Below are 14,349 nucleotides of genomic sequence, written 5' to 3'. Positions count from 1 at the left end.
AAAAATCTCCGTCAAAATGCGAGAGATAGTAAAGGGATGATAGTATGATATACTTTGAATCAAGCACGTTAACAATTAGGGATATACTGATAGAAGATGCAGGTGTTTTTTATAATACATATTTATCTTATGGCTGGCATCCATCTTTGGAAACATATTTAGGATATTTTAAAGAGCAACAAGAAAATAAAAGAAAAGTCTTTGTAGCAGTATATGAAGGAAATGTAGCCGGAATCTGCACCCTTGTATTAAGTCCTGAAGAGGGACCTTTTGGCAATCAGAACATTCCAGAGATCGTTGATTTTGGAGTGTTTTTTGACAAGAATAATCTAGGAATCGGAAATAAACTTTTAGATATTGTGGAGGGAGAAGCCGCAAATATTAGTGATTTGGTATATCTGGCAGTTGGTGTACATTCAGGATATGGAGCAGCGCAAAGAATATATGTTAAACGTGGATATATACCTGATGGCTCAGGGGTTTGGTATCAGGGCAAACAATTAGGGCAGTATGCGCAATGTTGTAACGATGATGACTTGGTATTATTTTTCTCTAAGAATATAGCCATAAAATAGTTTAAAAAGGTAGGTAAATGATATGGCAATTAGGAGCGCAGCTAAAGCAATTATTCTACATAATGATAGAATACTTGTTAATAGATGTATTACAGAAAATAACGAGGTCTATTTTGATCTACCTGGTGGTGGTCAAAATCAATTTGAAACGATGGAAGATGCCGTTACAAGAGAAGTTTTAGAAGAAACAGGATATAAAGTAAGAGTTATTAGATTTATTGCACTTGCAGAAGAAATTTGTGATAACAATGAGCTACGAGAAAAACATTTTGATTATTCTCATAGAATAATACATATTTTCCTTGCAAAACTGATAAGTGAAAAAACTATTGAAATCACAGAAAAAGACTGGCAACAAGAAGAAAGTTTATGGATGTCCTTAGATGAAATAGATAAAGTTACTTTCCGTCCAACACAATTATCTGGTAGAATTACAGATCTAGTTAATGTAAGTCATCCTCAGTATTTAGGATGTGTTCGTTCAAACTAGAACCCCTTTTGGCGCAGAATGGATTACCTTTAAATTCAAAGATTTAATACTTATCTTAATTTTTATCAAGTACTTTGAATTTAACTTTGTTATAATGTCGGTAAATAGGAGGTAGTCCATGAGTAATTTAACTAGCATTTTTGACTCCATCGAATATATTAATAAGAACATTCCTGATGTAATAACTATTGAGCAATGTAGTAAGATCGCAGATATGTCAATTCCATATTTCATAGAAAGTTTTAAGCAGATTATAGGGTATACACCCTATAAATACATAAAGAAACGTCGTTTAGAATTAAGTACACAATCACTTTTGAAACAAAATCGTATTCTAGATATTGCTGTTGATAATGGCTATGAGAGTAATGAAGCTTATACAAGAGCCTTCCTACTAGAATATGGAATAGCACCTTCAGAATATCGTAAAGCTGGAATAGAGTGTGCAATTGATGAATTAAGCGATATAGAAAAGATAGTGGCGTTTTTACCTGCTCCGATACATAAAGAATATTTCGGAGATTTATATTATTTGGAACATAAAGAAATATATGATTCACTCATTAGAAAAGGTTTTTTTGATAAGAATACATTAGATTATAGAATCGAAGCCAAGCAGCTTACTGAAAAATATTCTCATGAATATTCGCAGATAATTATTTGTGTAATGAAAATAAGTAATTCTCTTCCCGAAGTTTATTCAAAAGTATCCAAAATAAAACCTTTACCAAAACTTCTTTTTTATTCTTTTGTAAAAGATTTAGCTGACAATGGATTACTGAAATCAACAATTTTTAATACCTATATGAGGTGTACAAAATGCAAATTTTTATTAGCAACGTTAGGTGATGCTAATTTTATACGGGAACAGGTTATACAAGAATATAAGAATAGAAATATTAATCTATCTATTGAAGAAATAAACTGTTTAGGATTTGGTTCGGAAAAATGCTTGTGTAACTAGGGAATGTGCTCGGTTATGAACAAGATGCTTTAATTATAGATATTGAAAACGGTAAGTTAGAAGGAATACCTTATACTAAAGTGGGAGGCCATTATATATTCAGCAAAAGAGCTTTAGAGGAGTGGGTATATAATAAGGTATTAAATTAATTCGAACTTTTTAATTAAACACAAAATAGTTTTTAGATTGGGATGGCTTTACGGAATTACCTACTGATTATAATAAATTGTATCAGAACTTATAAATTAGAATTGGGGTGGAGAAACATATGATAAAGGTTAAAATAACGGTTGTTGAAAGCAAATGCCGAGGTGGTTATCATAAAAGTGGAGATTGTTTCATCGTAGAAGATTTATGTCCGCCTATGTGTCATGAATTATGGAATTGCGCATATCCGTCGATTTATGCGTTACAAAACGGAGCGATTTTAGATTATGGCGATGGTAAGGCTCCTGTATTTGATGCAAAATGTCCAGATGGAGGACGTGTGGTAATCCATGGAGAGAGAATAGATGTATAAAAGGGATATGATTAGAATCCCGTCTCGCGTTTACAAAATCTCTTGATTTTCAAGGGATTTTTTGTTGCGCTTAAATGTACACCGTATGTGCACCACTTTTTTGACATTGCATTATTCATGATTATCAGGTTCTCTAGTTCTGAGTTTTGATCCTAAATATACTCTAGAGTGGTCATAATTTTAATGCTTGAGAAGATTACACTATTTGATAAAGTGTAGAGAGAGTGCATATAAAATTTTAGTAATACACAACTGGTTTGGTAATTTATGTTTATTTATATTTAAAAATCTGATAAAATGAGTTTACATCATCAAATTATTATGGAGGTTATTAATGTATGTTAAGCGATTATCGGAAGAAGAAGGAGTAACATTAAAGGCAAGGAAAAACATACAGGATTGGATTTTAAATCCCATCTCGTACTTACGGAATCCCATGATTTTTACGAAAATCATAGATTGTTAGAAAGAGGAAAATCTATATGAAGAAATATGCTACAAAAAACCTAACTCATCTTGATATTATTTGCTCTTCTGGTACATGTAGTGATATGAATCATTGGATAAAAGAAAATGAACCAACTTTTGATATAAATGATACTAGTTGGCAGAAAGATATGAATTATAATTTACATTTGATAAAAAGTGGAGATATAAAAGTACTAAATGATTATGAAATAATAGCAATAGATTCAGAACACGATAAACGATTAGAAGCCTTAGTATATATAATCGGACATAAAGGAAAATATATCTTTTATGGTACTGATTTGTTAAATTTATCAAGCAAAGCATGGAACATAATCCAAAATTATAAACTTGATTTAGTTGTTTTAGACCAAACTTATGGAAAAGGGTATAATCAAGGAGGTCATCTAGATAGCGGACAAGTCATTGAAATTATTAATGAAATGCGAGTTAGAAAGATTATTAACGAAAATACCTATGTCTATGCTACGCATATATCACATGAAGGAAATGACATACATGAGAACTTGGAGTTTCATTCCAATTTAAATAAATATCATATTGCGTATGACGGTTTAGAAATAAAATTATAAATATTTTTGTTTATCAACTATATAATATGATTATGGAGGCTCTTTATGAATATAGAAAAATGTATAGTAGATTCATTTATTGTTATTGGGAAAGAAGGATCAACAAAGGATGGCGATGGATTTATTGAAAAACTTTGGGATGATGCAAACTCACATTTTAATGAAGTGTCACACTTAGCGAAAAAGGACGATAACGGGAATCTTCTCGGAATATGGGGAGTAATGTCTGATTTTTCGCACTCGTTCAACCCTTGGGAAAATGATTTTTCGCAAGGCTTATATCTTGCCGGAGTAGAATGCTTAGATGGTTCAGAAGCTCCGCTTGGATGGACGAAATGGGTTGTTCCTGGGTATGAGTATATTTATGTTGAAAATGAAAATAATGATACTTTTCAAAACGTAATTAAATATTTACAGGAGAACAATATAACATTAGCAGGTGCTGTGCATGATTTCAATTGCCCTGAAACAGGAAAAGGATACATGTTTTTTCCGATACGGAGATTATCTAATTAATGGGAAATCAGGCAGAGTTAATAGGTAATTATTATGGGTCTACATACGCTACACGCTCTTGAAATATCATTAAAGAAGGGAGCTTTTTTAGTATATAAACTATTTTCTTAGTTTGGAGAAATAATTGCATATATCATAAGGGGAGAAAGTTATGAATAAAAGTGATTTATCATTGCTACTAAAGGAACACAATCAGGAGCATCTTTTATCTTATTATGATAAATTATCTCAAGATGACAAGGATAATTTAGCTGCCCAAATAGAAAAAGTAGATTGGAAACTTATTTATTGCATTCATAAAAATATCAGCAAAAATAGTGTCATATACGAACCCCTTGAAGGGATGAGTATTGAACAAATTAAATCCAATAAAGATATATATTATGATATTGGTATTAAGACAATTCAAACTGGTAAAGTTGCTGCGGTTGTATTAGCAGGAGGACAAGGTACACGTCTAGGATGTGAAATTCCTAAAGGAATGGTAAATATAGGTCTTACAAAAGATGTATTTATATTTGAATTAATATTTAAAAATATTATAGATACAGCAAAAGCGGCAGATACTTGGATACCATTATACATAATGACAAGTAAAAAAAATAATGAGCAAACGATATCTTTTTTGAATGAACATGACTTTTTTGGTTATCCCAACGATTTTATAACTTTTTATATTCAAGATATGACTCCTTCGGTGGATTATGCTGGCAAATTATTAATGGAAGCCCCAGACCAACTTTCACTATCTCCTAATGGCAATGGAGGTTGGTTTTCATCTATGGTTAAGGCAAATATACTTGATGACTTACATAATAGTAAAATAGAGTGGATAAATGTGTTTTCTGTCGATAATGTTCTCCAAAAAATTGCAGATCCATATTTTGTTGGTGCCACAATTGCAACCAATCATTTAAGCGGTGCAAAAGTAGTAAGAAAATCTAATCCAGATGAACGTGTTGGTGTATTATGCTTAGAAGATGGAAAGCCATCTATTGTAGAATATTACGAGATGACTGACGAAATACTTAATGAAAGAAAAGATAATGGTGAGTTAAGCTATGCATTTGGAGTTACGCTAAATTATTTGTTCCGCTTAGATAAATTAGAAGATATTATGAAGTATGATTTACCTATTCATGTGGTAGAGAAAAAAATACCATATCTAACTGTTGATGATAAATATATTGAACCGAAAGAACCTAATGGATATAAATTTGAAGAACTTGTATTAGATATGGTTCATCTTTTCGATAACTGCCTTCCGTTCGAAGTAATCAGAGAAAAAGAATTTGCTCCTATTAAAAATGCCACTGGTGTTGATTCAATAAGTACCGCGCAGCAACTTTTGATGAAAAATGGATATGATATATAGAGTATTACTCTAGTACACAGTAGAGTACATAAATAATAGATGTGCTGGTAAGCTTTTTAATCAATGTACTATAAGGTGGCAGAATTATAATCCAATAACGTGCTTGATAGAAATCCATGATATTCATAGATTTTTGTTTTTAAAAGGAGCCCTTAGGTACACTCTAATTAATCTTAATTGAAAATTTAAGCTTATTACCTTGAATGAGAATGAAATTATAATTTGTGGTCAATTAACAAATAAGGAGTGGAATACATAAATGGATATTGCAGTTTTATCAGATATTCATAGTAATTATATTGCTTTGAAAAAATGCATTGATTATGCGTTATCTCATAACATAAATAGATATATATTTTTGGGTGATTATCTTGGTGATCTAGGTTATCCCCAAAAAACCATGCAAATAATTTATGAGATGAATACGAAATATGAGTGCAATTTTATAAAGGGAAACAAAGATGATTATTGGCTAAATTTTCGTGAGAATAGTGAAATAATATGGCAGGATAATAATTCTACGACAGGTGCAATGCTGTATACTTATAACCATCTAGACAAGAAAGATTTAGAATTTTTTCAGAAGCTACAACCCGCTGAAACCATTACTATCGATGATATGCCTCAGCTTACAATATGTCATGGTTCACCCTATAAAGTAAATGAAAAACTAGTAACAAAGAGCGCTAGGACTTATGAAATTATGGACTCCATAGCATCATCCGTTATATTATGTGGTCATACTCATATTCAGAATAAAATTGAACATAATGGAAAGATGATTTTGAATGCTGGTTCAGTAGGCGTTCCGCTGTACAGTAATGGTAAAACACAGTTTTTATTATTACATGGTATAGCTAATGAGTGGATACCGGAATTTATCAGCCTTAAATGGTTATGCACCTATCATAGTTCCTTCGGGTGGTGTAAGTGTAAAGACCGGAAAATTTAATGGTGTAAAATCAAAATGTGAGATATATCATAAAGATTATCTGACGGAATGTGATTTCTATACGGATGTATTAACAATAAATAATGTTGAAAAAGAAAAGATTATAGGTGAAAACCAATCTGGGAGCACAGCTGAAAATGCAAGATTTACAAGACAAGTACTAATGCCAAAGGCATTAGTCCCAAAACAGAAATTATATGCTGTAAAAACTTTCATGCAAGGAGATGCTTAATGTTCTATCAATTTGCGTTTCCTAACACTAAGTTCTTTATTAGTTCAGTTACATATAATGAAAATGGACATGATATTAATAGAGATAATTGGTATAAAACAGATAATGGATTAAATCGTGTACTAGGTGAACTTACGCGTTTAGGAAATCAATTTAATCATGAATTTTTATCACTAAAAGAGGGTTCATTTTAAAAGTTACTTGGACATTCTTATATGCTCTATAGATACGAAGTAAAAGAAGTAAGAAACAGAGAATCAGTAAAAGGTGGAGCTATTGTATGAATGAGTTAAAGTTAAAAATAGGAGAAGTTGATAAAGCCATATGGGTAATGCGAGAAGTAACAGCGTGGGGTCTTAATGAAAAAGAAGTAAGGCAGATATACCTTAATGCAGGATTTAAAATTGTTAAAATCATTGATTATGACAATGGTCAGTCAATGGCTTTATATGAAATGGAAGTGTGAATGGGTTGGATCAACATATCGAAACAAGAAAAAACAGAGGAAATGATATGCCTAAGATTTCTTTATTACCGTATACCAAAGAGAGAGTTCATGAATTTTATAAGCAATATATTTATGACCCTATGATTTTTTCTAAAGATTCGGATATAAAGTCATATATATATTCGAAACCTTTAGTGGATGATTATTATGAAAATAAAGTATTAGACCCGACGCGACATTACTTTGCTATTTGCCTAGATGATAAAACAATTGGTGAAATACAGATTAAGTACATAGATTTTAAAAAGAGGTGCGGTACATTAAGCGTAGCACTTGTAAATGATAGTGTTAAAGGGCATGGGTATGGTACACAGGCTGAAAGGCTAATGATTGACTATGCTTTTAAAAGTTTAGGTCTATTAACATTATATGCTGATGCGGTATTAAGAAATAGAAGGAGTCAGCATGTTCTAGAGAAGTTAGGATTTTTATATACTCATGAAGATGATATGCTTCGATATTATGTATTGCATCGTTATTAATAGAGTTGAAAAAGACTTAGAGTTGAGGCTTATAGTAGAATACTTTGAAGGAACATAGAATATAAGATAAATCACTTATGTATAAGTTGGATTCTATACTGAATGAGTATTAATACATCAAAAAGTATTCTTAAGAATAAATAAGCTTAATATAAGGAGAATTTTGATGAATATTAGATATCAAAAAGCGAATGAAAAAGATTCAGAATTATTGATAGAATTGTACAACAAAGCATTCTTATCGGATTATCTGAAATATGGTGAATGCCCAGCGTATGGGAGAACAGTAGAAAGTATGACTTTGTCACTGCAGAAATCTGAAAAACACATTATAACGATGGATGAGTTACCTGTAGGCGTTATATCTCTTGAGAATAGAGGAGATGGAAATTATTATTTGGGTTGCCTTTGTCTGATTCCACAATATCAACATCAAGGGTTAGGTAGTGGAGCTTTCAGATATGCTCTAGAATACTATAGTGATTGGAGAACAATAACATTGGTAACTCCGGAAGATAAAACTGAAAATATTAATTTTTATACAAAAAAATGTGGCTTTCTTATAAATGGTACAGAAATGGATGGCAACGTAAAAGTTGTTAAATTCATATTACAGCGTGATATCTGATTCAAAGATTTGGGTAAAATCGGATAAGCTATAGATTTATAGCACTACTTAAAATTATCCAGAAGTAGTCAAGATTACAGTACATAAATAACAATACACAAATAACTTAAAACATATTACCTTTATGCAGAGCTGCCACACTTTAGTGACAGCTCTGTTGACTTCTCCTCAATTTTATCAATCATAAAGTGGTTATCACATTTAATAGTGGGTATGGCTAAGAATCTATTTAAATACATAATACATTACTTTAAGAATATAGTATAACGTTTAAATATTTCACATAAATGCACCCATAGGAAAATTTTGCAGATTAAATGTGAATATAAAAAAATAAAAAATATTTGATTAAATAGAAAATTTGAAAACTCAGAAAAAGTCACGTTTGAATAGTAAGCTGAAAAATTAATAGTTATCATGTTGTGTTCTGATGAATAGTATCTGCAATATGAGAATAATATCACAATTAATAAATATAAGGACACATTATTAGAATGAGGCGATTAACATTGTCTATAAACGCATATTAACAATTAAATATAGAGTGTTTTGCAAAATGTATAAAAAATACTACTCATATTTGGTTGTTTTATGGTAATATAAGTTATATAATACAATAAAATACTAAATTATTAAGGAGGTGCATTATGTACAATATTTTAGTTGGTGGTGCAGCCGGGCAAGGAATCGATACAACGGTTGCAAACCTAGAAGTTTTACTTAAAAAAGCAGGATATTATGTATTTACAATAAAGGATTTTATGTCTCGTGTTCGAGGCGGACATAACTTTTCCTTGATTCGTTTTGGAAATGAAATAATAACATCACATAGTAATGAATTGGACGGTATGATAGCCCTTGATGATGATACTGTAGAATTACATAAACAAAATTTAAAGCAAGATGGTTTTATTTTATGTGATACGAAATTAACTACTACAGATCCAAAAGCAATTAAGCTTAATATGGGTGGTATGGCAAAAGAACTTGGTAACGTTCGAGTTTCCGGAAGTATTGCGATTGGTGTAATATTAAAGCTTTTTGGTATCGCTACAGATCATGTAGAAGAGACAATGAAGAACTTAGTAAAAGAAGCGTATCTTGATATGAACGTAAAAGCAGTAAGGCTTGGTTATGAAAGTGTAGAAACTAGATTTTCTATAACACCTGGTAACTTTAGTGATTGGATGATTATATCTGGTAGTAAGTCATTAGCACTTGGAGCAATTGCAGCAGGAATTAAGTTCTATTCTGCATATCCTATGTCACCATCAACAGCTATTATGGAATATCTAGCTTCTAAGAGTGTGGAAGCAGATTTCGTTGTAGAGCAGGCAGAAGATGAGATTGCTGCCATTAATATGGCTATTGGAGCTTCGTATGCAGGAGCAAGAGCTATGACAGGAACCTCTGGCGGAGGATTTTGTTTAAAAGTTGAGGCACTAGGACTTTCTGGTATCGCAGAGATTCCTTTGGTTGCGGTGAATGTACAACGTCCAGGTCCTGCAACTGGATTGCCTACTAGAACAGAACAGAGTGATTTGAAATTCGTAATTTCTGCGGCTCAAGGAGAGTTTCCAAGGATGGTGATTGCACTTAGAAATCATAAGGATGCATTTTACCAAACGATTCGTGCATTTGACATTACAGAAAAGTATCAGATACCAGTCATTATATTAAGCGATCAATATTTGGGAGATTCTACAGCGACAGTAGAACCATTTGATATATCAAATATAAAAATTGCTAATCCTTCGAATGACGAATACAAAGAGGGAGAATACTTAAGGTATCAATTAACGGAAAATGGTATCTCGCCAAGACTGATTCCCGGAAAGTCAAGAAACTTTGTATCAGTTGATAGTGATGAACATGATGAGCGTGGCTTTATTACAGAGTCGGCGGATGTGCGCAATCAAATGATGGATAAACGTATGAAGAAGCTAGAACTTTTAAGAGAAGAGCTCTTAGAGCCAGAATTTTTTGGTGAGGAAAACTGTGAGACCTTATTCCTTGGATGGGGATCCACCTATGGTCCGATTGCAGAAGCGGTAAGTATACTTAATGAAGATGAACCTGGTAAATATGGTGCATTATCCTTTGGTGATGTTTACCCACTTCCTACGAAACTCTTAATGGAAAAGGCAAGTAAAGCAAAGCAAATTGTTAACATAGAGCAAAATGCAACGGGGCAATTAAAAGACCTTATTCGTGAACAGACTGGAATTCTTTGTACTGGTAGTATTTTAAAATACGATGGCAGACAGATTTCCGGTGAAGAGATCGTAGAAAAAATACGAAAAGGAGGTCAGAAGTAGTATGTGTGAATTCAAAACGTATGAAACAGCATGGTGTCCAGGGTGCGGTAATTTTAGTATTCTACAATGTCTTAAGACAGCGCTAGAAGAATTAAAGAAAGATCCTTATGAAGTTTTAATGGTAGGTGGAATTGGTCAGGCAGCGAAGACACCTCAATATATTAGTGCAAATAGTTTTTGTGGACTACACGGAAGATCATTACCGGCAGCAGTTGCTGCTAAGATTGCAAATGAAAAACTGACGGTAATTGTAGACACAGGAGACGGCGATTCTTATGGCGAAGGTGGTAATCATTTTATTCATAACATCAGGAGAAATGTTGGTATTACGCACTTTGTTCATGATAATCAGATTTATGGTTTAACGAAAGGTCAGGCTTCCCCTACGACATCAGAAGGACAGATTACTGGTGTTCAAGTAACTGGTAGTGTGAATACTCCTCTAAACCCAGTTCTTATGGCGATAGCAGCAGGAGCAGGGTTTGTAGCCAGAGCATTTAGTGGAGATACCAAACACTTAACTGAGATTATGAAACAGGCAATTACTTATCCTGGTTATGCAATAGTAGATATATTACAACCTTGCGTTACCTTTAACAAAGTAAATACGTATGCCTATTATAAGAGTAGAGTATATCACTTGGAGGAAGACTATGATTCTTCCAATAAACTAGAGGCTATGGAACGTGCAATGGAATTTGATGATAGAATTCCAATTGGCGTGTTATATCAAGAACAAAAACAAACCTTCCATCAAAAAAATATTGTTCTAGCAGGAAGAGAGCCACTGGTTGAACGGCAAAGAGATAGCACGGTTATTAAGCAATTAATGAATGAATTTGTATAAGTATAGAAAATATGTATAAAATAGAAAATTGAATAAGTCATAGAAACAGTATAAGTCATAGAAAATAGTATAAGTCATAGAAAATAGTTAAGTCATAGAAATTAGTATAGGTCATAGAAATATTGTCAAAGGTATAATTAAAAAATTTATCACCCAAAGAAGATGGAAACAAAGTTTTGTAATATTGGTATCAGTGAAAGTATATTATAACATCGTACTTTCACTGGGACCTTATTAAATATAAAAAGGGAATCAAAACGATGCTTATCCTTTTAAAGAATACAAGCCTTGATCCCGGAATAATTAGGAGGTATAAATATGGCAGTTCAAAACGCTATGACAAGTGACTTTTTACATTCCGCATATGGCGGAGAAAGCTTAGCTCATATGAGATATTTAACATGGGCTAAGATTGCAGAAAAGGAAGGCTTTAAGAACATTGCAAGATTATTTGAAGCAATCGCATATGCTGAGTTGGTTCATGCGAACAATCATTTTCGTGAAATTGATGGAGAGATGGCAGATGCAACTGTAACAGCAGGTGGTGTATTCGGTAATGGTAAAACAGTGGATAACCTTCAAGGAGCAATTAATGGTGAACTCCACGAAGTAGAGCAGATGTACCCAGTATATTTAAATACTGCCGAGTTTCAAGGAGAAAAAGGTGCACAGCGTTCCTTCCATTTCGCGTTAGAAGCAGAAAAAATTCATGCTGATATGTTTGCTAAAGCACAGGAATGTGCTAAAGAAGGTAAAGATATGGAATTCACTTCTGTTCATATCTGTCCAGTTTGCGGTCATACCATACTAGATGATGCTCCTGATAATTGTCCAGTATGTGGCGCGAAAAAGGAGATGTATAAAGAGTTCTAATCGGAAATAAAAAAATAGAAAGTGACTATCAAACCTGATTTTATCTACAAGGTTTCATAGTCACTTTTTTATATGGCAAAGAAAAGTTATGACATGATGTACTTAAAAATAAGATAACAAGATATTAAAACTCATTTCTATGTGCTTCAAAAAACTCATGGTACATTTTGATATTTTTAAGTTCTGTCCAAGGCTTAACCTTCACTGGAGTTTCATCAAGATCATAGATTTTAGCATATTTCATACTTAATAAGAATGGAGAGTGCGTTGATATTATGAATTGACACCCAAAAAATCTAACGGAATCTTGTATGAAGTTAATGAGTTCCATCTGTCGTTCTGGCGAGAGACTATTCTCAGGCTCATCAAGAAGATACAATCCATTTTCTTGTATTTTTTCTTGAAAATACAGAAATGCATTTTCACCGTTTGAATGTTCTCGTATATTTTCCATAAGATTAGTACGAATATATTTTGATTGCGTTTTACTTCTTGCTTGGTTCACCTTTTTTAATTGTTCATAATCATCCATGGAGTTGAATTTAAAACTGGAATACTTGGCATCTAAATAGTCATCAAAAAGTTCTTCTCGTTTGACATCAATACCTTCGTTCATCATTCGAATGTTTAACATATAGTCAAATACATCATCACTGGTAATTGTCCTACTATTGCTTGGGATTTCTCTTAACAGTGAATAGTCACAAAGCTTGATATAATCAGGGAAAAAGCTAGATTGATTAAACCTGGAATCTCTTTTTAACTTAAGCTTTTCCGAAATAATATTTAAAGCTGTTGTTTTACCAGAACCATTACCACCATATAAAATTGTGATTGGTTCAAAGTTTAGTATTGAGAGTTCTTTCCTTGACAATATCTTAAAGGGATAAAAAGTGTTATAACATTTTCGTTGTATAGATAATATGAAGTCAAACTCCATCTCGTCGTCCGGAAAGGTAAAAGAATCTAGATAAATCATAGTTACACCTCACTGAAACCTTCTATTATAAGCTATATTATATCTCATACAGAACATATGTTCAATATCAATAATTTAATCTTACATGACCTGAATTTATACAAAAACAACAACTAAAGCAGAAACAAGATACTGCAGATAGTGGTATATACTTATTAAATCAATAGTTAAACAGTTTATAAAGGATTATGTTAGAATAAGATTTCTTTTGAGTATCCACATAATCAAAATGTAAATAAAGAATACAAAAAATTCAGTAACCCACTATTTTTTCAAGCATACAATAAATTATATGAAACTTCTTCAAGGAGTTATGGTATGGATTGTATGAACTACGAATTCACAAGAAGACAATTAGATTTATCAAATGAGTTACGTGATCTATGGCAACAGCATGTTCTTTGGACACGTTCTTTTATCATCAGCACAGCAGCATCATTGGGAGATTTGGAACCAGTTACGAAGAGACTAATGAGAAATCCAACTGATTTTGGAAATCTTTTCAGACTATTCTATGGAAGGCAGACTGCGCTAGAGTTTGAAGACCTTTTTACTCAACATTTGCAACTTGCAGGTGAGTTAGTGAATGCATTGAAAAAGGGAGATACTGCGGCAGCGGATGAAGCTCGTCGTAAATGGTATGAAAACGCAGACGAAATAGTAACATTTTTAGCTGAGATTAATCCATACTGGGATGTAGAGGATTGGAGAGATTTCTTCGATAGTCATCTTCAGATGACAGAACAAGAAGCCGTATTAAGATTAAGTGGTAAATATGCTGAGGACGTAGCAATTTTTGATGAGATTGAGGAAGAAGCCTTAAAGATGGCAGATGAGATGTTTGAAGGTCTAATTAAGCAATTTTATGTATGTTAAATTACCCTGGGCAAATTGAATAATAATCCATGAAGAAGTTGGGGAGTATTCTATTTGTCCTTCTATATTCATGACAAGGAAAAGTTCGAGGAGGGTTCTTTTTCTTAATAATAACAAGTAATACAGCTTACCAGTTCGTTTGTTTAATGCTTT

General features: G+C 32.5%; 17 protein-coding genes. 16 read left to right on the top strand and 1 reads right to left on the bottom strand.

Features of this window, described 5'->3' with window-relative positions; translation table 11 throughout:
* Nucleotides 1–44 precede the first annotated feature (44 nt).
* The 15 genes from CPHY_RS16250 to CPHY_RS16180 all read left to right on the top strand — a co-directional run bounded on the left by CPHY_RS16250 (nt 45) and on the right by CPHY_RS16180 (nt 12,341).
* Nucleotides 45–575 carry a GNAT family N-acetyltransferase gene (locus CPHY_RS16250; RefSeq protein WP_012201140.1) on the top strand — a complete coding sequence of 177 codons (531 nt, stop codon included), beginning with the start codon at nt 45–47 and terminating at the stop codon, nt 573–575.
* Nucleotides 576–597: 22 nt separating this feature from the next.
* Nucleotides 598–1,065 (top strand): NUDIX domain-containing protein, encoded by a 468-nt coding sequence (locus tag CPHY_RS16245; protein WP_012201139.1) that lies wholly within the window; start codon nt 598–600, stop codon nt 1,063–1,065.
* Between the two features lie 118 nt (nt 1,066–1,183).
* A complete protein-coding gene (locus CPHY_RS20985; RefSeq protein ID WP_012201138.1) occupies nt 1,184–2,029 on the top strand; it encodes a helix-turn-helix domain-containing protein in 846 nt (281 codons plus the stop codon).
* A 268-nt stretch (nt 2,030–2,297) separates the two neighbouring features.
* The gene (locus CPHY_RS16235; protein WP_041703740.1) at nt 2,298–2,549 is read left to right on the top strand and encodes a TIGR04076 family protein; all 252 of its coding nucleotides are present in this window, start codon (nt 2,298–2,300) and stop codon (nt 2,547–2,549) included.
* Between the two features lie 482 nt (nt 2,550–3,031).
* A complete protein-coding gene (locus CPHY_RS16230; RefSeq protein ID WP_012201136.1) occupies nt 3,032–3,610 on the top strand; it encodes an MBL fold metallo-hydrolase in 579 nt (192 codons plus the stop codon).
* A gap of 45 nt (nt 3,611–3,655) precedes the next feature.
* Complete coding sequence (locus CPHY_RS16225) at nt 3,656–4,126, top strand: GyrI-like domain-containing protein (protein WP_012201135.1); 471 nt, start codon at nt 3,656–3,658, stop codon at nt 4,124–4,126.
* Between the two features lie 151 nt (nt 4,127–4,277).
* Nucleotides 4,278–5,501, top strand: a complete 1,224-nt coding sequence (locus CPHY_RS16220; RefSeq protein WP_012201134.1) for a UTP--glucose-1-phosphate uridylyltransferase — start codon at nt 4,278–4,280, stop codon at nt 5,499–5,501.
* A gap of 259 nt (nt 5,502–5,760) precedes the next feature.
* Nucleotides 5,761–6,453 (top strand): metallophosphoesterase family protein, encoded by a 693-nt coding sequence (locus tag CPHY_RS16215; RefSeq protein WP_012201133.1) that lies wholly within the window; start codon nt 5,761–5,763, stop codon nt 6,451–6,453.
* Nucleotides 6,362–6,685 carry an ElyC/SanA/YdcF family protein gene (locus CPHY_RS21385; RefSeq protein WP_081428567.1) on the top strand — a complete coding sequence of 108 codons (324 nt, stop codon included), beginning with the start codon at nt 6,362–6,364 and terminating at the stop codon, nt 6,683–6,685. Before CPHY_RS16215 ends, CPHY_RS21385 begins: the two co-directional genes overlap by 92 nt.
* Nucleotides 6,686–6,965: 280 nt before the next feature.
* The gene (locus CPHY_RS16205) at nt 6,966–7,151 is read left to right on the top strand and encodes a hypothetical protein (RefSeq protein WP_041703739.1); all 186 of its coding nucleotides are present in this window, start codon (nt 6,966–6,968) and stop codon (nt 7,149–7,151) included.
* Nucleotides 7,152–7,156: 5 nt separating this feature from the next.
* A complete protein-coding gene (locus CPHY_RS16200; RefSeq protein ID WP_049762404.1) occupies nt 7,157–7,675 on the top strand; it encodes a GNAT family N-acetyltransferase in 519 nt (172 codons plus the stop codon).
* 166 nt (nt 7,676–7,841) lie between these two features.
* Nucleotides 7,842–8,303, top strand: a complete 462-nt coding sequence (locus CPHY_RS16195) for a GNAT family N-acetyltransferase (RefSeq protein ID WP_012201131.1) — start codon at nt 7,842–7,844, stop codon at nt 8,301–8,303.
* A gap of 647 nt (nt 8,304–8,950) precedes the next feature.
* Nucleotides 8,951–10,621: a 2-oxoacid:acceptor oxidoreductase subunit alpha gene (locus CPHY_RS16190; RefSeq protein WP_012201130.1), complete on the top strand. Its 1,671-nt coding sequence runs from the start codon at nt 8,951–8,953 to the stop codon at nt 10,619–10,621.
* Nucleotide 10,622: 1 nt separating this feature from the next.
* On the top strand, nt 10,623–11,468 hold the full coding sequence (locus tag CPHY_RS16185; RefSeq protein ID WP_012201129.1) for a 2-oxoacid:ferredoxin oxidoreductase subunit beta: 846 nt from the start codon (nt 10,623–10,625) through the stop codon (nt 11,466–11,468).
* Between the two features lie 318 nt (nt 11,469–11,786).
* Nucleotides 11,787–12,341 (top strand): rubrerythrin family protein, encoded by a 555-nt coding sequence (locus tag CPHY_RS16180; protein ID WP_012201128.1) that lies wholly within the window; start codon nt 11,787–11,789, stop codon nt 12,339–12,341.
* Nucleotides 12,342–12,465: 124 nt separating this feature from the next.
* On the opposite strand, the gene CPHY_RS16175 is transcribed toward CPHY_RS16180, so the two are convergent.
* A complete protein-coding gene (locus CPHY_RS16175) occupies nt 12,466–13,320 on the bottom strand; it encodes an AAA family ATPase (protein WP_012201127.1) in 855 nt (284 codons plus the stop codon).
* A gap of 318 nt (nt 13,321–13,638) precedes the next feature.
* Here CPHY_RS16175 and CPHY_RS16170 point away from each other — a divergent pair, with 318 nt between their 5' ends.
* The gene (locus CPHY_RS16170) at nt 13,639–14,196 is read left to right on the top strand and encodes a hypothetical protein (protein ID WP_012201126.1); all 558 of its coding nucleotides are present in this window, start codon (nt 13,639–13,641) and stop codon (nt 14,194–14,196) included.
* Nucleotides 14,197–14,349: the final 153 nt, after the last annotated feature.

Source organism: Lachnoclostridium phytofermentans ISDg (assembly GCF_000018685.1).
GTDB classification, from domain to species: Bacteria; Bacillota; Clostridia; order Lachnospirales; family Lachnospiraceae; genus Lachnoclostridium; species Lachnoclostridium phytofermentans.
Note: the sequence above shows the minus strand (reverse complement) of the source record. Positions and strands in the feature narration are given on the sequence as shown.